Annotated in this window: 21 protein-coding genes and 1 tRNA gene; 13 read left to right on the top strand and 9 right to left on the bottom strand. The window is 62.4% G+C overall.

The features are described 5' to 3' along the window. Positions 1–47: 47 nt before the first annotated feature. Positions 48–1,055 carry a sugar ABC transporter substrate-binding protein gene (locus tag P3C39_RS23850; RefSeq protein WP_275954416.1) on the bottom strand — a complete coding sequence of 336 codons (1,008 nt, stop codon included), beginning with the start codon at positions 1,053–1,055 and terminating at the stop codon, positions 48–50. A 628-nt stretch (positions 1,056–1,683) separates the two neighbouring features. After that, the gene (locus P3C39_RS23845) at positions 1,684–2,574 is read right to left on the bottom strand and encodes an alpha/beta hydrolase (protein ID WP_275954233.1); all 891 of its coding nucleotides are present in this window, start codon (positions 2,572–2,574) and stop codon (positions 1,684–1,686) included. A gap of 268 nt (positions 2,575–2,842) precedes the next feature. Here P3C39_RS23845 and P3C39_RS23840 point away from each other — a divergent pair, with 268 nt between their 5' ends. Then, complete coding sequence (locus P3C39_RS23840) at positions 2,843–3,406, top strand: TetR/AcrR family transcriptional regulator (RefSeq protein ID WP_275954234.1); 564 nt, start codon at positions 2,843–2,845, stop codon at positions 3,404–3,406. Positions 3,407–3,529: 123 nt separating this feature from the next. Here the strand turns inward: P3C39_RS23840 and P3C39_RS23835 are convergent, their stop codons facing one another. Together P3C39_RS23835 and P3C39_RS23830 are read right to left on the bottom strand one after the other, a co-directional pair. After that, a complete protein-coding gene (locus P3C39_RS23835) occupies positions 3,530–4,186 on the bottom strand; it encodes a hypothetical protein (RefSeq protein ID WP_275954235.1) in 657 nt (218 codons plus the stop codon). Between the two features lie 11 nt (positions 4,187–4,197). Next, positions 4,198–4,449, bottom strand: coding sequence for a CbtA family protein (locus tag P3C39_RS23830; protein WP_275954236.1), 252 nt, complete (start codon positions 4,447–4,449; stop codon positions 4,198–4,200). Between the two features lie 2 nt (positions 4,450–4,451). On the opposite strand from P3C39_RS23830, the gene P3C39_RS23825 reads away from it, so the two are divergent. Next, positions 4,452–4,997, top strand: a complete 546-nt coding sequence (locus tag P3C39_RS23825) for a histidine phosphatase family protein (protein WP_275954237.1) — start codon at positions 4,452–4,454, stop codon at positions 4,995–4,997. A gap of 754 nt (positions 4,998–5,751) precedes the next feature. Here P3C39_RS23825 and P3C39_RS23820 read toward each other — a convergent pair. After that, positions 5,752–5,836, bottom strand: a tRNA-Leu gene (locus P3C39_RS23820). A gap of 468 nt (positions 5,837–6,304) precedes the next feature. On the opposite strand from P3C39_RS23820, the gene P3C39_RS23815 reads away from it, so the two are divergent. Together P3C39_RS23815 and P3C39_RS23810 are read left to right on the top strand one after the other, a co-directional pair. Beyond that, on the top strand, positions 6,305–6,892 hold the full coding sequence (locus tag P3C39_RS23815; RefSeq protein ID WP_013529435.1) for a YqaA family protein: 588 nt from the start codon (positions 6,305–6,307) through the stop codon (positions 6,890–6,892). Positions 6,893–6,926: 34 nt separating this feature from the next. Beyond that, positions 6,927–7,445: a disulfide bond formation protein B gene (locus P3C39_RS23810; RefSeq protein ID WP_013529434.1), complete on the top strand. Its 519-nt coding sequence runs from the start codon at positions 6,927–6,929 to the stop codon at positions 7,443–7,445. Positions 7,446–7,915: 470 nt separating this feature from the next. Here the strand turns inward: P3C39_RS23810 and P3C39_RS23805 are convergent, their stop codons facing one another. Both P3C39_RS23805 and P3C39_RS23800 read right to left on the bottom strand, forming a co-directional pair. After that, positions 7,916–8,473: an HNH endonuclease gene (locus tag P3C39_RS23805; RefSeq protein ID WP_006328497.1), complete on the bottom strand. Its 558-nt coding sequence runs from the start codon at positions 8,471–8,473 to the stop codon at positions 7,916–7,918. A 128-nt stretch (positions 8,474–8,601) separates the two neighbouring features. Further along, on the bottom strand, positions 8,602–9,243 hold the full coding sequence (locus P3C39_RS23800) for a DNA-3-methyladenine glycosylase (protein ID WP_275954238.1): 642 nt from the start codon (positions 9,241–9,243) through the stop codon (positions 8,602–8,604). Positions 9,244–9,317: 74 nt separating this feature from the next. Here P3C39_RS23800 and gluQRS point away from each other — a divergent pair, with 74 nt between their 5' ends. Continuing rightward, complete coding sequence (gluQRS, locus tag P3C39_RS23795; RefSeq protein ID WP_275954239.1) at positions 9,318–10,193, top strand: tRNA glutamyl-Q(34) synthetase GluQRS; 876 nt, start codon at positions 9,318–9,320, stop codon at positions 10,191–10,193. A gap of 145 nt (positions 10,194–10,338) precedes the next feature. Next, on the top strand, positions 10,339–11,235 hold the full coding sequence (locus P3C39_RS23790) for a DMT family transporter (RefSeq protein WP_013529431.1): 897 nt from the start codon (positions 10,339–10,341) through the stop codon (positions 11,233–11,235). Positions 11,236–11,321: 86 nt separating this feature from the next. Here P3C39_RS23790 and P3C39_RS23785 read toward each other — a convergent pair whose 3' ends face one another. After that, positions 11,322–12,173: a YihY/virulence factor BrkB family protein gene (locus tag P3C39_RS23785; protein ID WP_032809466.1), complete on the bottom strand. Its 852-nt coding sequence runs from the start codon at positions 12,171–12,173 to the stop codon at positions 11,322–11,324. Positions 12,174–12,228: 55 nt separating this feature from the next. Between P3C39_RS23785 and P3C39_RS23780 the strand changes: the two genes are divergently transcribed. From P3C39_RS23780 to P3C39_RS23750, 7 genes are all read left to right on the top strand, one after another. Further along, the gene (locus P3C39_RS23780; RefSeq protein WP_084652739.1) at positions 12,229–13,095 is read left to right on the top strand and encodes an SDR family oxidoreductase; all 867 of its coding nucleotides are present in this window, start codon (positions 12,229–12,231) and stop codon (positions 13,093–13,095) included. Between the two features lie 24 nt (positions 13,096–13,119). Further along, positions 13,120–13,311: a twin transmembrane helix small protein gene (locus P3C39_RS23775; protein ID WP_013529428.1), complete on the top strand. Its 192-nt coding sequence runs from the start codon at positions 13,120–13,122 to the stop codon at positions 13,309–13,311. 25 nt (positions 13,312–13,336) lie between these two features. Beyond that, positions 13,337–13,918: a cob(I)yrinic acid a,c-diamide adenosyltransferase gene (locus tag P3C39_RS23770; protein WP_013529427.1), complete on the top strand. Its 582-nt coding sequence runs from the start codon at positions 13,337–13,339 to the stop codon at positions 13,916–13,918. 28 nt (positions 13,919–13,946) lie between these two features. Next, positions 13,947–14,747: a rhomboid family intramembrane serine protease gene (locus tag P3C39_RS23765; RefSeq protein ID WP_275954240.1), complete on the top strand. Its 801-nt coding sequence runs from the start codon at positions 13,947–13,949 to the stop codon at positions 14,745–14,747. Between the two features lie 198 nt (positions 14,748–14,945). Continuing rightward, complete coding sequence (locus P3C39_RS23760; protein WP_275954241.1) at positions 14,946–15,695, top strand: electron transfer flavoprotein subunit beta/FixA family protein; 750 nt, start codon at positions 14,946–14,948, stop codon at positions 15,693–15,695. 158 nt (positions 15,696–15,853) lie between these two features. Next, entirely contained in the window at positions 15,854–16,783 is a 930-nt protein-coding gene (locus P3C39_RS23755; protein WP_275954242.1) for an electron transfer flavoprotein subunit alpha/FixB family protein, read from the top strand. 207 nt (positions 16,784–16,990) lie between these two features. Next, the gene (locus tag P3C39_RS23750) at positions 16,991–17,869 is read left to right on the top strand and encodes a 3-hydroxybutyryl-CoA dehydrogenase (protein WP_013529423.1); all 879 of its coding nucleotides are present in this window, start codon (positions 16,991–16,993) and stop codon (positions 17,867–17,869) included. A gap of 56 nt (positions 17,870–17,925) precedes the next feature. Here the strand turns inward: P3C39_RS23750 and P3C39_RS23745 are convergent, their stop codons facing one another. Next, on the bottom strand, positions 17,926–19,986 hold the full coding sequence (locus P3C39_RS23745; RefSeq protein ID WP_275954243.1) for a PAS domain S-box protein: 2,061 nt from the start codon (positions 19,984–19,986) through the stop codon (positions 17,926–17,928). Positions 19,987–20,110 lie beyond the last annotated feature (124 nt).

Genomic DNA, 20,110 nt, shown 5'->3' with positions numbered 1-20,110 from the left:
AGCCTAGACGTCGTCTGCAGCGGTAGAGCGGCGAAGCTTTGATCAGTCTATTCATAGGTGATCTGCCCGCTGACACGACCCCAGAGATCGTTCCAGTCGAACTTCGGCTCGGCCAAGAAGTTGTTCTGGTAGAACTCGTCCGCGTTGGCGGCCGTCACGACGGGGCCGGTCCCATAGAACTCGCGATGCTCCTTAGGTTCCTTGGCCGGATCGAACTTGCCTGTCTTGGCCGCAAGACCAATCGCGAGGGCAATGCCGCCATGCCAATATGGTTCAAAGCTGACCGTGCCAACCATCTCACCCTTCTGGATCGCCTCGACCGCGAGCTGCGTGGCGTCCAAGCCGGTGACCGGCACCTTGCCGGCCCGCCCGTCGGCCCTCAGCGCCTCGACGGCCGCCAGCGCCATATCGTCGTTGGCAGCCCAGACGCCGCCGATCTGATCGCCGAACTTGGTCAGCCAGGCATTCATCTTATCAATCGCCTCGTTGGCCGACCAGTTTGCAATCTGATAATCTAGCAGTTGCACGCCGGGGTTGGCCGCGAGCGCCGCATCGAGGCCCTTCTTGCGCTCGATCCCCGCTGTGGCCGACTGGCTGCCGCCAATCGCCACGATGCCGCCCTTGCCGCCCATCGCCTTGATCAGCGCCTCGCCAGTGGCCTTACCGGACGCCACGCCGCTGAACGAAATATGGGCAACGTAGTTGGGGTTGTTGTCCCAGGGATGAAGGTCGTCGGGCTTGTTCCACATAGTGAGAACATAGGCGCCGGCCTTCTTGCAGACCTCCACGATCGCGCGAGCGTCAGGTGTATCGTTGGGATCGACGTCGATGACGCAGTTTCCGTCTGTCTTGCTCAGGATGGCCTTGATGTCGGCGAGAGCCTTCTCGCTATTCGATTCCGTCACGAGCGTGACGTATTCGGCGCCGACCGACTTGGCGAAAGCAGCAGCGCCCTTGTTCAACGTCGCGTGATAAGGATTGGACAGCGAGCGGAGCGAACTAACCAGCGTCGGCAGACTCGCGGCAGGACTGCGCCGGATATTGACCAGCGGCATCACCGCAGCAAGCCCAAGCGCGGCGCCCGCCTTGAGAAGGTCACGGCGCTTCAATGACGGCGCGCCACGGTCTCCCACGATGTCCTGAGCCAACGTATCGGAAGTCTGCTCGCTCGTAGCAGCAACTCGCTCGTCCTCTATATTCAACATCAAACGATCCTCCCAGATCTTCTTAAAACTGCCAGCGAATGCCCCCTCGGAACATGGCCGGTGTGGGCAGAACGTAGCCGTGCGGGCTTGAAAAGAGAAATCGATAGTATTGAGCCATTACCGTAGGAAAAACCTATCATGACGCATGGCCCTGGTCACGCGCTCACGTCTAGCAGTTGCTTCGGCCAAGTCGGTCGGAATATTGATGTCGCAAAGGCTAATCAGCCGCAACCCTTCGCTGGCCGGGCTGTTCGACCGTTTCCTCAAGGAGGTCTGGGACGTTCGGTACACCTGGGATCGCCCCTATGAGGTGGATGCCAGCAAATTCCTGCGCCGGTTCGACTTCGCACCAACGCAATTCGAGATCGAGATTCCGGCCACCGCCCGCGCTTTTGCGGCAGTTGCGCTAAGCAGCCAGTCACCGGCACTGGATGAGCTGATGACTGAAATGGCTCCGGCACAGGCCTCCAGTAAGGAGCTACGCTCGACTGCCACCGGAGGCCAAGCTCCCGGTCAGAAATTCTCCAATTGCGTCCAGCGCCTTGTCCGCCGCCGACAGGTGGCCGACGCCGGATAGAAAGCCGTGCGGCATGCCGTTCCAAATGTCGAGCGTGGCATCGACCTCTGCCGCCACGGCCCGCTCGACATAGCGCGTGGCGTCATCAAGGAGCATCTCGTCGTCGCCGACATGTACGCGCACCGGAGGGAGACCCACCAAGCTCCCGTATAATGGCGAAGCCAGAGGATCGGCTGGGTCGTGGCCAGCAAGGTACGAGCGGACCAGTTCTACAACCTGGACCCGCGTGAAGTATGGGTCGGCGATCGCACGGCTCTCCCAGGACGGACCCGAAAGCGTCAGGTCCGTCACCGGCGACAATACGACCGCTCCGGCTGGTCTGACGGTATGGGTGGAGGAGCGGTCCGTAAGGATTGAGAGCAGCGAAAGCGCGAGGTTGCCTCCCGCTGAGTCGCCGAGGATGACGATCCGCTGGGCGCCTGCTGCGACCAGGCCATCATAAGCGGCTTCAACGTCGTTCAATCCGGAGGGAAAGGGATGTTCGGGGGCCAGCCGATAATCGGGAATGAAGGCTTCCGTTTTGGCCCGAGCGGCTATGTGCCCTACCAGGTGGCGGAACGCCTCCGCAGTGCCCCAGTTGAACCAGCCACCATGGCAATGCAGGAGCGCCTGCCCGGCCGCGGCGTCGCTTGGGATGCACCACCAACCCGGGACGCCGCCCACGGCATCGGGTCGATAGGTGACGCCCTCGGGCGCTCCGACCTTGCTCATGATGGTGTCGAACGTGCCGCGAGCGCCGACGCCCTGCATTCGACCTTTATTTGGCGCGGCGAGGCCGCGTAGTGCCACCATGACGGCAGCGTCCTCAGTGGTTAGCGGGTGTGTTGTAATCCGCGGCCGGGGCCGAGCTGGGTTTTGGATGGTTGCCGATTTCATGACCGTCCTCTCTACTGGGTGGATCGTATCCAATTTCAATTAACGAAACGTAGCGTAATTATAAATCGACGTCAATTGTCTTTACGTGCCGTTCTGTTAATTTGGCTCGATGTCCAAAAACCCCGTTTCAACACCCCGCTCCGGTCGACCCCGAAGCGATGCCGCCGAAGCACACTCGGCAATCATGGATGCTGTCTACGAGCTGCTGCAGGAGACCTCGGCTCGCGACCTGACCATGGAAGCCATCGCCAAGCGCGCCGGGGTGGGCAAACCCACGCTCTACAAATGGTGGCCGAACAAGGCCGCACTGATCATGGCGATGTTCCAGGAGCGTGTTTCGGGTCAACTGGATGCGGTTGAAGCGGCGACCGCAGAGGAAGCCCTGCGTGGCAGGGTGCGTATCCTGATCGGCGAGTTCAACGGCCTGTTTGGCAAGTTCTTCGCCGACCTGATTGCAGAGGGTCAAAGCGATCCTGCGGTCTTGCAAGAACTCTATGACAAGCACATCGCCGTACGGCGCGCAGGGGCGGCCGCTGATGTCGAACGCGGCAAGGCCAGAGGCGAGTTTTCAACCGACACTGATCCGATCTTGCTGATCGATGCTCTCTTCGGCGCGATCTATCTTCGCCTGCTGCTGAAGTTTGCCCCACTTACCGAGGAGTACGGTAATGGACTTGTCGATCAGGTCTTGCGTGGAGTACGACAGGATAACGCCGCCGCAAAATCAGGGAAGCATATCCGAGGCTGACGCCGCCTGAAAAGGGGGCTCGATCCCGGTTTCCACATTGCGAAACTCGCTCCAACGGCGCGTCGTCGCGATCATCTTCGAAATACCGGTCCGGGAATCAGAGTTCCGTGCTCCCCGGCAGAGTCACTGCCAGGGCATCGATGACCAGACGCTCCAGTAGCGGCAAGTGCGAATTGGTAGCAGAACAGCAAGAAGACCTGCCATCGCCGCCAAAAAGATGGTGCCTACCGCAATGAGGCTGGGCAGGTGCCAGAGGATGTTCCACCAGTCCGGCATGACCAGTGAAGCCGTACTGAAGGTCTCGCCGCTAAACTGACACATGACGAACGACGCGCGGTTCCGCATCATGTCCGCGTCGATCCGCGATATCAGCGCCTCGACGACCGGTTTGTCTGCTGACATCTCGCGCAGATGCATCAGCGCTGCATGCATCGCTGACAGATAGGCATGGCTGCATTCATTGAAGGGGCTTGTCTCATTTCCAATGCTGCCGGGCATCAGCCCCCAAAAACAGGCGGCATACTGCAAGTTGGCGAAGTTCAACAGCCTGCGAAACGTTTCGTCCGTGCGGTTTTGACGGGCCGCCAGGTCGAGAATTTCGCCGCGATAGTCGGCGACCACGGCCATTTGGCCGTGAGTCAAAGCGGGAATTTCAAGACCTGAGCTGTCCAGGTCTGACTTCTGCCGATGCGCCTGCGCCGATCCCGCAATCATCGAGACAAGCAAAACGCAGACACACCATGCCGCGACACGCGTGGACATCAGGATGCGCCGCGGCATCACGTAATAACCTAGCGGACCGCTACGCTCGTCACCGGTCGACCGTCGCGACGGTCAACCAGCCTGCGCTCGGCGACCGCTCCGAACAACACGCCGATCGCAGCCCAAAGCACTGTCTGGATGCCGAGTGAAGCGACGCGGAAATCCCACAATACAACAGCGGAAAACTGCTCGGGCACCTCGTTGATGGGCGGCAGCGCATATTCAGCGATCGCCATCACGACGATATAGGCAGCTACCGCATGGCAGGATGAGAGCAACACGCTTGACGCTGGTTTGCAGCGGTATCACGCACCAGATGCGCAAGGGTGGATTTCCGCTCGACGCGCCGCTGGAAAAGCGCTCGATCGAATTGGCGCGGGCTCTTGGGCAGCATTTTTTAAGGGCAGATCGTGTGTTCGTGGCGCCATCGCTGCGCGCCAGGCAGACAGCCGAGTTGCTGGGGCTTAGTGCAACGGTGATCGACAGCCTGCGAGACCAGAACTACGGCTTTTGGGAAGGCAAGACGTTGGAGAATATCGAGGCGGAGCAGCCTGGAGCCCTTGCCGCATTTCGAGCGGATCCCGCTTACGTTCCTGGAGGCGGTGAGTCACTCACTCAAGTTGCCAGCCGAACCGCAGGATTCCTGGATTCGATGCGGTCGGCAGGCGGGCAACTGATAGTGATTACCCACCCGGCGGTGGTGCGGACAGCCATGATCCACATATTGGCGGCGCCGCTGACTTCATACTGGCGAATCGATACCCCGCCACTTTCCTTGATTAGTCTTTATTCAGATAGTACGCGCTGGGTACTTCGCACATCTGGTTGACGTCGCATTTTCGCTGGAACTCGACGACCTGGACTCGTCGCTTTATGTGTCATGTTTCGCGGCCAGCGCTCTGTTTCTGGCAAACTGCTACTCTATTTTAAATAGAGAAATGACCCAAACCGGCGCAACCATGGTTACCTGGTCGCTGGCGATGTCTGCGTTCAAAAGCGATAAATTTTATCTCTACGGCCGACATAGGGCGCAAAGCTGCAGTTCAAAAGGTAGCACGCTTGGAAGTTCGTGCTGATGCGCAATCTGGCGCATGTGCCAGAAGTCGACGCGTTCATGATGCCCAAAACCGGATCGAGTGCCCCATTTTGTCCAAAAGCAACCGCAATTCGGGCTGAGGCGCCACCCAGAAAGTTCGAAAAGCTTCCAGAAACCTCAGGGGAATTGGAGGCCGCATCAGACATTACGGCCCACGGATATTGCAGCGAACGTCCGCGATGAAGCGGCCAATATCGTCGGCAAAAGAGCGTCCAAATAGGACTGTCGGCGGCTCTGTCGTGCGAACGAAAAAAGAAGAGAAGCAGAACTTTCGTGTGCGGTTTTTGCACATGACCTTCCGCAACTATTTGATTTTGCTTACCTGTCTGTCCCATCCATCACTGGTGCGGTCGCTGCAACGGCGTCCAAAGCGGCTGAATCGCGTGATTTCGGAGAATTGTGACGGTGAAGCCAATCGAACGCCCGAAACCATGACGCCATTGCCGGATGAGTTTCAGCAGAAGGCAACGTTAAGAGATCGAAAAGATGGTGCGGGTGGCCGGGGTCGAACCGGCACTCCTTTCGGAACTGGATTTTGAATCCAGCGCGTCTACCAATTCCACCACACCCGCACATTTGCCGCCGATTCTGTCCGTCGCTCTCTGCACCTATACTGCACCTAGAGCGAATTTCCAGTTTCGAGGCCTCAAACTTCTGTTTCATTAACCCCTTGAAACCACGACTTTTTCACTTCGTTGTGATTTCTGTGGATATGGTAGACAAAACCCTTTTTGAGTCGAGCGCGTCTACCAATTCCGCCATAGGGGCTCAGGCCGGGCGGCCTGGATGGCGCGGGACTATACGGTTGGAGGCCTGTTCGTCAACTGGCCAATTCCTCGTCGCCCCGGATGCGACCAAACTGCGCCTTTCGATTTCGTGACGGGGCTGCCATTGTGCAGCGCGGAAAATCTTTCTAGACAGGCGGCGCATCAAAGCGCGGCACGTCTGCGGGGACGGATGGCGTGCGCTGGGTCTTTGTTCTGTGCATGCCGTTACACCCCAACCTGCCTGCAATTGAACGACACGCATTAGGAGTGCCGATGCTTCGCGGACTTTACGACTGGACCCTGTCGCTGGCGGCCCGCAAATCCGCCGAATGGTGGCTGGCCTTCATCGCCTTCGTCGAAAGCTCGGTGTTCCTGGTGCCGGCCGACGTGCTCTATCTGCCGATGGCGCTGTCGCGGCCGGATCGCGCCTACCGCTATGCGCTGATCGCCACCGTCGCCTCGGTGCTGGGCGGCATCGCCGGCTGGTTCATCGGCCACTATGCCTATGACGCGGTCGCCAGGCCGATCCTCGAATTCTACGGCAAGTACGACGAGTTCGAGCAACTGCGCGCGGGCGCCGGCGTCGGCTTCATCGTCCTGATGCTGATCACATCGGGTGCCGCCCACCTGCCGCCGATCAAGGTGGTGACGATCCTGTCCGGCGTCATCGGCGTCAATTTGCTGCTGTTCATCGTGCTGGCGATCGTGGCCCGCGGCGCCCGCTTCCTGCTGCTCGCCTGGCTGCTGCGCCGCTATGGCGAACCGATCCGCGAATTCATCGAAAAGCGCCTCGGTCTGATCGCCGGCGCCGGCGCGGTTGCCCTGATTTTGCTCTATATCCTGGTCAAATACGCGTTCTGAACATTACCATTGCGAGCCGGACGGACCGATTGAAATGACAGCGACCATGAATGCCGACACCGGACGCCAGCGCACGCTGACCGCCTTGTTCCTCGCCGTCGCCATGGCCGCCACCGTCGGCTCGGCGCTCGGCTTCCAGTATCTCGGCGGCTACATCCCCTGCCACCTCTGCCTCGAACAGCGCACGCCCTACTATATCGGCGTGCCGCTGATGGTGCTGGCGGTGATTGCGTCGATGCTGCACGCACCCAGCTGGCTGACGCGCGGCCTGCTGGCCGTCGGCGGCATCCTGATGCTCTACGGCCTCTATCTCGGCGTCTACCACTCCGGCGTCGAATGGCAGTGGTGGGCCGGCCCGACCGATTGCACGGCGGGCGCCGGGCCGGTCGACACCGGCGGCAAGGGCGTGCTCGACGCGCTCGACAAATTCGTGCCGCCATCCTGCGACAAGGCCGCCTTGCGCATCCTTGGCCTGTCGCTGGCCGGCTGGAACGCCATCGCCAGCCTGATCCTCGCCGCCGTCGCCTTCCGCGGCGCCCTCACCCGCGACTAAGCCAATTCGATTGAACGGCGCGACGCAGAGTTCGCGCAAAAATTCGCCGGGCTGAGTCGGATAGGCGCAGCTTTCGACATCCGAGCCAAGTCGACCCCCACTCCGTCTCGGCTTCGCCGAGCCACCTCTCCCCCGATCGACGGGGTAGAGGAAGGGCGCGAGCCTGTTGTAGCCAGGACTCCTCTAAGAGAGGCTCCCTTCCTCTCCCTCCGGGGGGGAGAGGTGGCGCTGCGAAGCAGCGACGGAGTGGGGGAAGCCGGTCCTTAAGCGCGAAGCCGCTGATAAGTGAGCGCGACTGAGCCCGCGATATCGGGGAGCGTCAGATTATCATGGTCTGAGGAACCCGTGAGCACCGGCCTATGCCGACCGTAGCCTCAACCGCCACGAACACCACGAGTGCTTCGGCCGGCGAAGGCCGGAAGCGCAGAAAATCGCTTCAGGCGGCCAGCCTCCCGAATTCTCGAACGATCTCAGGGTTCGAGTTCGACATCCCAGTACAGATAATCCATCCAGCTCTCATGCAGATGGTTGGGCGGAAACAGGCGGCCATTGTTGTGCAGATCGTGCACCGTCGGCTGGAAAGGCTTCTGCAGCGGCCACATCTTGGCGTGCGCCGGCATCATGCCGCCCTTCCTCAAATTGCACGGCGAGCAGGCGGCAACGACATTCTCCCACGTCGTCGCGCCGCCGCGATGGCGGGGGATGACGTGATCGAAGGTCAGGTCCTCCGGCGTGCCGCAATATTGGCACTGGAAGCGATCGCGCAGGAAGACGTTGAAGCGGGTGAAGGCCGGGTGCCTGGAGGGCTTCACATAGGCCTTAAGACTGACAACGCTCGGCAGCTTCATCGAGAAGGTCGGCGAGGAGACGGCGTGCTCGTATTCGGCGACGATGTTCACCCGGTCGAGGAACACCGCCTTGATAGCGTCCTGCCACGACCAGAGCGACAAGGGGTAATAGCTGAGCGGACGGTAATCCGCATTCAGCACCAGTGCTGGAAGCCCATCCGGAGATACGGCAACCGTCACGTGTTCACCTCCTTGGTTCTAGACCCGAACGGCACGGATACTGTAAGCCCGACATGACAGGGATGTGAAGCGGATTGTCGCGTCGCTAAAGCGCCAAAAATGCATGATTTTTATGATTTTTCGCGGATTCAGGCCGGCGGCGCGGCGTCCCGCCCTCTGGTTTCACGATAATAGGACCAGAAAAGCCGCGATGCGACACCTCGCCACGGGCTCCATGATTCGGCCAATGCGATCAGCGTTTTCTCCGGCGGACGCGGCTCGATGCCGAGCGCGTGGCCGACCGCGCTCTGCAGCGCGACATCACGCGCGGGGAAAATGTCGGGGTGCCCGGCGGCGAATAAAAGGTACACTTCCGCCGTCCACGGACCGATGCCGGACACCGCCGTCATCGTCGTGATCGCCTCCTGGGCATCGAGGGAACAGAGGTGATGCAGGTCGAGGCCGTCGACCACGGCCTGGGCAATTGCGATCAGGCCACGCTGCTTCGGCCGCGACAGGCCGGCCTCGCGAAACATGTCCTCGCCGGCGGCCAGGATGGCCTGCGGCGTCAGCGGATCGACGAGCTTGGTCAGCCGGCCGAAGATCGCATCGGCGCTGGCGCGGGACACTTGCTGCGAGACGACGATCGACGCCAGGCTTCGAAACCCCGGTTCGGACAGCCGCAGCGGCACCTCGCCGGCCATGCCGCGCACCTTTTCCAGGCGCGGGTCGATCACGCAAAGCGCATCGAGCCCCCGGGCAATGTCGTCCGATGTCGCGATACGCTGCATGCTTTCTTGTTCCTGAACCGGCAGCACGGTAGCAATTGGCAAAACCGCCGCACAACCCGATTGCCGCCGCAGAGATGACACTCCTGACATTCCGCTTCGCGCCCAGCCCCAATGGCGACCTGCATCTCGGCCACGCCTATTCGGCGCTGCTCAACCGGAAGCTGGCGGCACGGGCAGACGGCCGCCTGCTGCTGCGCATCGAGGATATCGACACGACGCGCTGCACGCCGCAATTCGAGGCCGGCGTGCTTGCCGACCTGAAATGGCTGGGGCTTGGCTGGGAAGAGCCGGTGCGCCGCCAATCCGAGCATTTCGCCGAATACCAGGCGGTGCTCGAGCGGCTGGTCCGGGAGGAACTCGTCTATCCCGCCTTCATGAGCCGTGGCGAGATCCGCGCCTTCATCACCGACAGTGAAAAGCGTGGGCGCGACTGGCCGCGCGATCCCGATGGCGTGCCGCTCTACCCCGCCGCTGACAAGGCGCTGCCAGTCAAGGAACGCCAGCGGCGGATCGCCGGGAATGCGCCCTTCGCCTGGCGGCTGGATGTCGATGCCGCCTTGGCGCGTGTCGGCAAGGACCTGTCTTGGACCGAATTCGCCGACGAGACGCTTTCCGCGACACGCTCGATCGAAGCCCGTCCGCAGGACTGGGGCGACGTGATCGTGGCGCGCCGCGATATCCCGACCAGCTACCACCTCGCCGTCGTCATGGACGATGCCCTGCAAGGTGTCAGCCACGTCGTGCGCGGACAAGATCTGTTTTCCGCCACCGGCGTGCAGCGCCTGCTGCAGCAACTCCTGGGACTGCCGCAACCGGCCTATTTCCATCATCGCCTCATCCTCGGGCCCGACGGGCGAAAACTGTCGAAGAGCCTGGGCGATACCGGCCTTGCCGCCTTGCGCCATGCCGGCGCATCGCCTGACGACATCAGGCGAATGGTCGGGCTTTGAGCCCGGTGAGACCAAGAAGCCACCCCAGATGGGCCGGCGTTGAATTCCGGTGATCTATGGATCAACCGTTTCGCTTTGCGCGCCGGGGTGAACGGGATTAGAGCATCGCCACGGCAATTCTCTCCAGTGCGGCGGACTCCGGAACATGCACAGCATCAAGCGGTTCATTCCCGCCACCTTCGTCGTTCTGTGGGCGACCGGCTTCATTGGCGCACGCTACGCCATGCCATGGGCGGAGCCGTTCACCTTCCTCGCCGCGCGGTTCGTCATCGCCGCCATCCTGCTGGCCGTCCTGATGCTTGTATTGGGTTCGAAAAAAGCCACCCGCGAGGAGGCGCTGCATGCCACCGGCGCGGGCATCCTGATGCATGGCGTCTATCTCGGCGCTGTGTTCTGGGCCATCCACAGGGGCATGCCGGCCGGCTTTTCGGCCCTCATCGTCGGCCTGCAGCCGCTGATCACGGCGGTGCTTGCCGGCAAGTTTCTCGGCGAGGCGATCCTGCCGCGCCATTGGCTTGGCCTTGGCATCGGCCTTATCGGCATCGTCATCGTGCTGTGGCCGAAGCTCGGCGCGCTCGGCGGCGGCGTGACCGCGGCGACATTGACAGCCTCGCTGGTTTCGGTGCTCGGCATGAGCGCCGGCACCATCTGGCAGAAGCGCTTTGCCTCCGGCGGCGACCTCGTCGCGGCGACCATGTGGCAATATGTCGGCGGTGGCTCGCTGATGCTCGTCGCCTCCCTCGCCTTCGAAACCCACACCGTCGTCATCAATGGCGAACTGATCTTCGCCATGGCCTGGCTGGTGCTGGTGCTGTCGCTCGGCGCCATCTTCCTCCTGATGGTGATGATCCGCGACGGCGAGATGTCGAAGGTGGCCTCGCTGTTCTACCTGGTGCCGGCGGTGACGGCGATCATCGCCTGGGCCCTGTTCGACGAGCAACTCAACGCACTTCAGATTTCCGGCATGGCGATCACGACATTCGGCGTTGGCCTGGCAACGGCGCGGCAGGCCAAGGGAAGAACTGTGGAATTGAGGAATTGAGGAATTGAGGAAGAAGCACAGACAGCGCCGGATATGGCCCGCTTTTTCTCCAATTCTTCAGTTCTTCAATTCCTCAATTCGACCTGTCATCCGACCCGCGCGCGCGCCTCCAGGTAGCGGCTGATCGCGGCATTGAGCTCGCCGCCGAGGATGAAGATCGCCGAGACCATGTAGAGGAAGACCACGGCGATCATGATCGAGGCCAGGCCGGCATAGGTCGTCACATAGGACGAGAAGTGGTCGAGATAGGTGGCGAAGATGGTCGAACCGATAAGCCATGCCGCCAGCGTGAAGACGATGCCCGGCACCAGCGAGACGAAGCGGCGCTTGCCCGCCGGCAGCCAGAAATGGACGGCAAACAATCCGCCGACAATGACCGCCGAAGCGATGACGTAACGCCATAGCGTAATGGTGCCCATATAGGGCTTGATCCAGTCGATATGGGCTTCCGCGAGCCGCGCCAGCAGCGGCGCGAACACCAGGAGCACGCTGATCGCCAGGAAACCGGCCGTGGCGATGAGAACGAAGACGATGCTCTGCACCCGGCGGTAGATGATGCCGCGCGTTTCCGAGACGCGGTAGGCGCGGTTGAGCGACGTGCGCAGCGCCTCGATGCCGTTCGAGGCAAAATAGGCCGCAAGCACCACACCATAGGTCAAAAGGTCGGTGCGCCTGACGGTCAGCACATTGAGCACTTCGCGCGCGATCGGCTTGGCGATCTGTTCGGGCCAGGTGTCGAAGACCAGATGCACGGCCGTGTCGGAGAACGCCTGCGCGCCGAGGAAGCTCGCCAGCGTCGTCGCGAAGATCAGGAACGGGAACAGCGCCATCAGCGAGGTGATCGCCAGATGGCTGGCCATCGCCCAGCCGTCATCGGTGTTGAAATGGCCAAGTGCGTCGTAGAGGACCCGCTTGAGGGCTACGATCTTCCGCAACAAGAACCGCGCCCTCCAATTGTCTCCACGCCGGGAATATGGGAAGGGATTGCGGCAAATGGCAACCCTTGGCGAAACCACGAACAGTCCGGCGCAGAAGTTGCGCTCGATTATCATCACCGGTGCGTCTTCGGGAATAGGCGCGTACTGCGCCCGCGCGTTGAAGGCGGAGGGCTGGCGGGTGTTCGCAACGGCGCGCAAGCCACAGGACCTCGCCGCGCTCGAAGCCGATGGCATCGAGGCCTTCTATCTCGATTATTGCGAGCCGGACTCCATCGCCGCGCTGGTGACGGCGGTGCTCGACCGCACCGGCGGCCGGCTCGACGCCCTGTTCAACAACGGCGCGTATGCGCAGCCGGGCGCCGTCGAGGATCTGCCCGTTGCCGCGCTCAAGCAGCAGTTCGAGGCGAATTTCTTCGGCTGGCATGATTTGACCCGCCGGCTGGTGCCGGTGATGCGCCGCCAGGGTCACGGCCGCATCGTCCACTGCTCCTCGATCCTTGGCCTCGTGCCGGTGCGCTTTCGCGGCGCCTATTCTGCGTCGAAGCACGCACTGGAGGCCTTGATGCTCTGCCAGCGCCAGGAACTGGCGGGCAGCGGCGTCCACGTTTCGCTGATCGAGCCGGGGCCGGTGAAGTCGAAGATCGCCAGCAATGGCCTCATTTGGTTTCTCAGCAACATCGACCACGAGAATTCCGTGCACCGCGTGGACTATGCGGCGCAACTCGAGCGACTGCGGGCCGGCGGCAGCCAATCGGCCTTGAAGCCAGGGCCGGAAGTGGTTCATGCGGCGCTGCGCCATGCACTTCTGTCGCGGCGCCCACGCCCGCACTATGTGGTAACAGTGCCCGCCAGGATCGGTGCGGTGCTCAGACGCATCCTGCCGGCATCGATGCTTTACCGCCTGATGGCCAAACGCGCCTGAACGCCAAACAACTGGAACGAAGCAATGGCAACCGTCTTCAACATTCTCGCCATTCTGGTCATGGTCGCCGTTGCGGTCGTGCTTGTTCGCGGCCTCATCAACATGATGCGCGGCGGCTCCGGCGTCACCTCGAACAAGCTGATGCAGGCACGAGTCATGCTGCAGGCCGTGGCGCTGGTGCTGATCCTGCTGGCGGTGTATTTCACCCGCAAGTGAGGATGCCGGCGGCCGGGGAGGCGAAATGGTCAAGCTCAACAAGATCTACACCCGCACCGGCGATGATGGCACCACGGGTCTCGGCACCGGCGAGAGGCGGCTGAAATCCGATCTGCGGGTAGAGGCCTACGGCACGGTCGACGAGGCCAATGCCTGCATCGGCATCGCCAGGGTCCACACGGCCGCGGCCCATCCCGCGATCGACGCCATGCTGTCCCGCATCCAGAACGATCTGTTCGATCTCGGCGCCGATCTCGCCGTACCCGACGACGGCAAGCCGCTCGGCTATGAGCCGCTTCGCATCGTCGCCGTGCAGACCGACCGGGTCGAAAAGGACATCGACCTTCTCAACAAGGAGCTTCAGCCGCTCAAATCCTTCGTGCTCAATGGCGGCACAGCGGCGGCGGCGGCACTTCACCTTGCCCGCACCGTGGCAAGGCGAGCCGAAAGGCTGATGGTCGCCCTGGCCCAGGACCCGAACGAGCACGTCAACCGCGACGGTCTGAAATACATCAACCGCGTCTCGGATTTCCTGTTTGTCGCCGCCCGGGCGGTCAATGACAACGGAAACGCCGACGTGCTATGGGTTCCCGGCAAGAACCGCTGATTGTCGAAAGCGGAAGAGGGCCTGGGGCATGTTCATCCCGCTTTACGACACCAACAGGCTGCGCCACATCCGCCTGCAATATGTGACCATCGGGCTGATCGTGGTCAACGCCCTGGTCTACCTCGCCACCGCGCTCGGCGGCGAGAGTTTCTCCAATGCCGCCGTGCTTGGTCTCGGCTTCATCCCGTCGGTCGTCCATGACACCGCCGAGCTCGATCCCCGTTTTATCGTCATCCCCGAAAGCCTGAGCTATCTCACCTATTCCTTCCTGCATGCCGACATCTTCCACCTCGGCGGCAACATGCTGTTCCTGTGGGTGTTCGGCGACAATGTCGAGGACGCGCTCGGTCACATCCGCTACCTCATCTTCTACCTGTTGTGCGCGATCGCCGGCGCCGCCTTCCAGGGCCTCGTCGCCTGGGACTCGCAGGTGCCGCTGATCGGTGCCTCGGGCGCCATCGCCGGCGTGGTCGTCGCCTATCTGATCCTTTATCCCAGGGTGAAGGTCTGGGTGTTGGCCTTCGCCCGCATCCCGCTGCGCATTCCGGCCTTCATCCCGCTCATCCTGTGGGTCCTCTTCCAGGTGGTGATGTTTGCCGCCGGCGGCGAGGATCAGATCTCCTGGGCCTGCCATATCGGCGGCATCATCGCCGGCGCCGTTCTGGTGCTTGTCTTGCGTAGCCGCGGCGTGCCGCTGTTTGCCGGCGCCGACGACGACGTCGCGCCCGCCGCTCCCGACCAGCCGCCGGTTGCCACGGAACCGCTGATCCCCGATCAACCCGCCGTGACACCGCGCTGGGGACGCGGAAACGCTTCCAGTTCGGACTGAACCGATTTGAGCCACTTGCAGCGTATTGACGTGCAGGGTTGCCGCAACTACGGAAACGTCTCCGCCGCAACCTAAGGCGGGCAAAGACCAGAATTTCCATCCGGCCAGAATTTCCACCTGGAATGTCGGCTTTCGACAACTCAGAACGGGCACAGGCTGTTATAGCGCGCCCAATTAGCGTGAAGAGGTGACAGGCAAATGAAGATCCTTGTGCCCGTGAAGCGGGTTGTGGATGCGAACGTCAAGGTTCGCGTGAAGGCTGATGGTTCGGCGGTGGAGCTCGCCAACGTCAAGATGGCGATGAACCCGTTCGACGAGATCGCGGTTGAAGAGGCGATCCGGCTGAAGGAAGCTGGCAAGGCGGAAGAAATCATCGTCGTCTCGATCGGCCCGCAGCAGGCGCAGGAAACCCTGCGCACGGCGCTCGCCATGGGCGCCGACCGCGCCATCCTGGTCAAGACCGACGAACAGACCGAGCCGCTCGGCGTCGCCAAGGTGCTGAAGGGCGTCGTCGACGCCGAGCGGCCCGGCCTCGTCATCCTCGGCAAGCAGGCGATCGACGACGATTCCAACCAGACCGGCCAGATGCTGGCGGCACTGTTGGGCTGGGCGCAGGGCACCTTCGCCTCCAAGATCGTGCTCGACGGCGACAAGGCCAAGGTGACGCGCGAAGTCGATGGCGGCCTGCAGACGGTGGAACTGAAGATGCCGGTGATCGTCACCGCCGACCTTCGCCTCAACCAGCCGCGCTATGCCTCGCTGCCCAACATCATGAAGGCCAAGAAGAAGCAGCTCGACGAGAAGAGCCCGGCCGACTACGGCGCCGACGTCAAGCCGCGGCTGAAGGTCATCAAGACCGAAGAGCCGAGCGGCCGCAAGGCAGGCGTCAAGGTCAAGAGCGTCGCTGAGCTGGTCGACAAGCTGAAGAACGAAGCCGGCGTGCTGTAAGGAAATCCGATGAGGCCGGCCTGCAAACGGCTGGCTTCTCCGCTTCCGGTGCTCACGTACAGAAGTACGCTCCGCTCCGGTTCTCGAAACCAACCGTTTTCGACTCGGCCTGACCGGATTTCAGGGAGCCGCGAAGACGAAAGTCAGGAATATCATCAATGGCTATTCTTCTGATTGCAGAACACGACAACGCAACCCTTTCCGACCAGACCGCCAAGGCGCTGTCGGCCGCGCTGCAGATCGGCTCGGACGTGCATGTGCTGGTTGCCGGCAAGGGCGCCAAGCCGGCAGCCGACGCTGCCGCCAAGCTGAAGGGCGTGAGCAAGGTGCTGTCGGCCGAGGCCGACGAGCTTGCCGAGCGCCTGGCCGAACCGACGGCAGCGCTCATTGTGTCGCTGGCGGGCGCCTACGACACCATCATCGCGCCGGCGACCTCGTCGGGCAAGAATGTCGCGCCGCGCGTGGCTGCGCTCCTCGATGTCGCGCAGGTGTCCGAGATCATCGAAGTCGTATCGCCCGACACCTTCAAGCGGCCGATCTATGCCGGCAACGCCATCCAGACGGTGCAGTCGAGCGACGCCAAGAAGGTGATCACCGTGCGCACCGCCTCCTTCCAGGCAGCCCCCGAGGGCGGCTCGGCAGCCGTCGAGACCGTCAAGGCCGCGGCCAATCCGGGCCTCTCCACCTTCATCGAGAACAAGCTTTCCGAGACCGACCGTCCGGAGCTGACCTCGGCCAAGATCATCATCTCGGGCGGGCGCGCGCTGGGCTCCTCGGAGAAATTCCAGGAGGTCATCCTGCCGGTTGCCGACAAGCTCGGCGCCGCGGTCGGCGCTTCCCGCGCCGCCGTCGATGCCGGCTATGCGCCGAACGACTGGCAGGTCGGCCAGACCGGCAAGGTGGTTGCCCCCGATCTCTACATCGCGGTCGGCATCTCCGGCGCCATCCAGCACCTTGCCGGCATGAAGGATTCCAAGGTCATCGTCGCCATCAACAAGGACGAGGAGGCGCCGATTTTCCAGGTTGCCGACTACGGCCTTGTCGGCGACCTGTTCGTCATCCTGCCGGAACTGCAAAAGGCGCTTTGACGCTTTCTGCCAAAGCGTATTAAATGGTGAGGGTGGGGTAGACGAAGTCGCCCCGCCCTTTTAGTTTGCACCGCACAAAAAGCAGGCCGCAAAGGCTGAAAGCAATCCAGCAAAGTGCGCAGCGGTTTTGCGTCCGGGATTGCGGTAAAATAAAAGGTGGAGCGCTTTCGCAGTTCAAGCGGAAGGGTTCAGGACGGGATCGGTGTAATGAGCAAGATCGAGACGATCGGCATCATCGGCGCGGGCCAGATGGGTGGCGGCATCGCCCATGTCTCCGCGCTTTCAGGCTACAAGGTATTGATCTACGATATCTCGCCCGACCGCATCGAGAAGGGCATCGCCACGATCAGCGGCAACATGGCCCGCCAGGTGGGGTCCGGCAAGCTCGACGAGAAGGTGCGCAACGATGCGATGGGCCGCATTTCGGCCGCGCCCGCGATGGCCGATCTTGCGGGTGCTGACCTGGTGATCGAGGCGGCGACCGAGGACGAGACGGTCAAGCGCAAGATCTACGCCCAGCTTTGTCCGCAGCTCAATCCCGAAGCCATCCTGGCGACCAACACCTCGTCGATCTCGATCACGCGGCTTGCCGCGCAGACCGACCGGCCCGAGCGGTTCATCGGCATACATTTTATGAACCCGGTGCCGCTGATGAAGCTGGTCGAACTGGTACGCGGCATCGCCACCGAGGACCAGACCTTCGAGGCAGCCAAGACCTATGTGAAGCAGCTCGACAAGACGATCACGGTCTCGGAGGATTTTCCTGCCTTCATCGTCAACCGCATCCTGCTGCCGATGATCAACGAGGCGATCTACACGCTCTATGAGGGTGTCGGCTCGGTCGACGCCATCGACACCGCGATGCGGCTCGGCGCCAACCATCCGATGGGGCCGCTGCAGCTGGCTGACTTCATCGGGCTCGATACCTGCCTGTCGATCATGCAGGTGCTGCATGACGGCCTGTCGGACTCCAAGTACCGCCCTTGCCCGCTCCTGGTGAAATATGTCGAGGCCGGCTGGCTCGGCCGCAAGACCGGGCGCGGCTTCTACGACTATCGCGGCGAGCATCCCGTCCCGACGCGCTGAGCGGATCGTCGGCGCAAATCAGGGACAAGCCTTTCGGTTCAACGGCGACGGGTCTATCAGGAGGCCACCGCCAGTGGCTCTGTCCGGCCATCCACGATCTGTGCGTCGGGCGCCACGGAGACACAGCCACGGCCCGCCGCCTTGGCGGCATAGCAAGCCGCATCGGCCCTGGCGATGATCTCGTCGACCTCGCCACAATTGGCATTGATCGCAGCCAACCCGATGCTGGCGCCGATCACGTGAGGACGGCCGTCCCAGGTGAAGTCTAGCCCGCCGATCGCATCGATGATGGAGCGCGCCGCGATCTTGGCGCCGGCTGCCGAACCCGATTTCAAAATGACCGCGAATTCGTCGCCGCCGAGGCGAGCGACGATGTCGTCTGGACCAAGCACGCCGCGAATAGCCACGGCAACCCGCTTCAGCAGCGCGTCTCCCGCCGCGTGGCCACCCGTGTCGTTGACCAGTTTGAAGTGGTCGAGGTCGATGAACATGAACTGATGTCCGGCGCCTCCGACCGACCTTGTCGTGTCGCCGACCGACCGTGTCGTGTCGCCGACCGACCTTGTCGTGTCGGCGGTGCCGTCCTTGCGCGCCTGGCCGACGAGGTCCTCCATGGCGCGGATGAAGCTGGAGCGGTTGGCAAGGCCGGTCAGCGCATCGTGTGCGGCGGCGTGGGCGAGCTGGCGCTGCAGCGCGCGCGCATCGGTAAAGTCCTGGAAGACGATGACCAGCCCGCAGAATTCGTTGCGGTCGTTGACGATCGGCGACACCACCTGGCGGATGCTGCAGCGCGTGTCGTCGCGCCGGATGAGGACGGCGCGGCTGTTCTGGTCGGCGGGCGCATGAACGCCAACCGCGGGCCGGGTCACGCCGATCCTGTGCCCCGTCTCCTCGTCGACCGCCCAGTAGACATGGCCAAGCATCTTGCCGAGAGCCTCGCCGCCGGCAATCCCGGTCAGCTTTTCGGCGACCGGGTTCATGAAGGTGATCCGGTTTGCGGCATCGGTGCAGATCACGGCATCGCCGATCGATTGCAGCGTCACCCTCAGCCGCTCCTTTTCATCGGCAAGCATTGCCGCCGACACGGTGAGGCGCTCTTCGGCCTCCTTGCGGCGGGTGATGTCGGTCAAGCTGCCGATGGCCCTGATCAGCCGTCCATCCTCATCACGTTCGATGGCCTTGCCGCGGTCGAGGATCCACACCCAGTGGCCATCCTTGTGGCGCATCCTGAACTCGGCCTCAAAGAACGGTGTCTTGCCCTCGAGATGAGCGCGATCCGCTTCGGCGACAGTCTCGCGATCATCAGGATGGATCATCGTCAGCCAGCGGTCGGTGTCGCCATCGAGCTCGCCATCCGCATAGCCCAGCATCTTGACCCAGGTCGAGGAATAGGTCGTGCCGCCCTTGCGCATGTCGAGGTCCCAGACGCCCTGGCCGGCGCCGGCGAGCGCGAAATTCCAACGCGTTTCCGCTTCGGCAATGCGCGCCTCGGCCTGCTTGCGAGCGTCGATGTTCTCGATTTGCGAGACGAGATAGAGCGGGCGGCCGCTGGTCTCATCGCGAATGACCGAACCGGCAAGATGGGCCCAGACGGGCGTTCCGTCCTTGCGGAGATAGCGCTTCTCGAAATGGAAGGAATTGACCGTGCCCGCCTTCAGATCGTCCATCGTCTCCCGCCCGATCTGCTGGTCGTCGGGATGCGTGATCTGGAAGAAAGTCAGCGTCTCGATCTCTTCGCTTGTGTAGCCAAGCATGGCCGCGAAGGCCGGATTGGTCTGGCGGATGCGCCCATCGAGACCGACAACGACGATACCGATCGCTGAATCCTCCATGGCGCGGCGGAAGCGCAGCTCGCTCTCGGCGATCTGTTGGCGATCCCTGCTGATCCTGCGGATGGACAGGGCGGCGAGGAACAGCGCGCCCGCCGCCACCGCCATCGCGATCTGCAGGCAGAGTTTCAAGGCTTCGGTGCCCAGGTCCAGGTGCGACAGCAGGATCGAGGCCGCCAGCACGCCCAGGCCGGCGACGAGCAACGCCAGCCCTGCACGCCCAAGAGATTCTCGGCTGGTCAATCCTCGCCACATCACGATACGTGCCACCCCCGTGCGCAAACGCATGTTCTCGCCTCAACCTTGGCGGATCGATTTTAAGGAAAGGTTGCGTCAGGCATTCCGGTGCCATCGCTAACCGGCAAACAATTGCCGGCATGATTAAGGATCGGTATGCGCGAGCGGGCGAGCG

Origin of the sequence: Mesorhizobium sp. XAP4, from assembly GCF_029269325.1 — a bacterium.
Taxonomy (GTDB): Bacteria; Pseudomonadota; Alphaproteobacteria; order Rhizobiales; family Rhizobiaceae; genus Mesorhizobium; species Mesorhizobium ciceri.
This window is presented reverse-complemented; position numbering and strand designations above follow the sequence as displayed.

Excerpts from the sequence above, each read along its gene's own strand:
- P3C39_RS23850 (WP_275954416.1), bottom strand. The coding sequence starts at position 1,055 with ATGCCGCTGGTCAATATCCGGCGCAGTCCTGCCGCGAGTCTGCCGACG.
- P3C39_RS23845 (WP_275954233.1), bottom strand. The coding sequence starts at position 2,574 with ATGGTGGCACTACGCGGCCTCGCCGCGCCAAATAAAGGTCGAATGCAG.
- P3C39_RS23840 (WP_275954234.1), top strand. The coding sequence starts at position 2,843 with ATGGATGCTGTCTACGAGCTGCTGCAGGAGACCTCGGCTCGCGACCTG.
- P3C39_RS23835 (WP_275954235.1), bottom strand. The coding sequence starts at position 4,186 with ATGCCGCGGCGCATCCTGATGTCCACGCGTGTCGCGGCATGGTGTGTC.
- P3C39_RS23815 (WP_013529435.1), top strand. The coding sequence starts at position 6,305 with ATGCTTCGCGGACTTTACGACTGGACCCTGTCGCTGGCGGCCCGCAAA.
- P3C39_RS23810 (WP_013529434.1), top strand. The coding sequence starts at position 6,927 with ATGACAGCGACCATGAATGCCGACACCGGACGCCAGCGCACGCTGACC.
- P3C39_RS23800 (WP_275954238.1), bottom strand. The coding sequence starts at position 9,243 with ATGCAGCGTATCGCGACATCGGACGACATTGCCCGGGGGCTCGATGCG.
- gluQRS (WP_275954239.1), top strand. The coding sequence starts at position 9,318 with ATGACACTCCTGACATTCCGCTTCGCGCCCAGCCCCAATGGCGACCTG.
- P3C39_RS23790 (WP_013529431.1), top strand. The coding sequence starts at position 10,339 with ATGCACAGCATCAAGCGGTTCATTCCCGCCACCTTCGTCGTTCTGTGG.
- P3C39_RS23780 (WP_084652739.1), top strand. The coding sequence starts at position 12,229 with ATGGCAACCCTTGGCGAAACCACGAACAGTCCGGCGCAGAAGTTGCGC.
- P3C39_RS23775 (WP_013529428.1), top strand. The coding sequence starts at position 13,120 with ATGGCAACCGTCTTCAACATTCTCGCCATTCTGGTCATGGTCGCCGTT.
- P3C39_RS23770 (WP_013529427.1), top strand. The coding sequence starts at position 13,337 with ATGGTCAAGCTCAACAAGATCTACACCCGCACCGGCGATGATGGCACC.
- P3C39_RS23765 (WP_275954240.1), top strand. The coding sequence starts at position 13,947 with ATGTTCATCCCGCTTTACGACACCAACAGGCTGCGCCACATCCGCCTG.
- P3C39_RS23760 (WP_275954241.1), top strand. The coding sequence starts at position 14,946 with ATGAAGATCCTTGTGCCCGTGAAGCGGGTTGTGGATGCGAACGTCAAG.
- P3C39_RS23755 (WP_275954242.1), top strand. The coding sequence starts at position 15,854 with ATGGCTATTCTTCTGATTGCAGAACACGACAACGCAACCCTTTCCGAC.
- P3C39_RS23750 (WP_013529423.1), top strand. The coding sequence starts at position 16,991 with ATGAGCAAGATCGAGACGATCGGCATCATCGGCGCGGGCCAGATGGGT.
- P3C39_RS23745 (WP_275954243.1), bottom strand. The coding sequence starts at position 19,986 with ATGCGTTTGCGCACGGGGGTGGCACGTATCGTGATGTGGCGAGGATTG.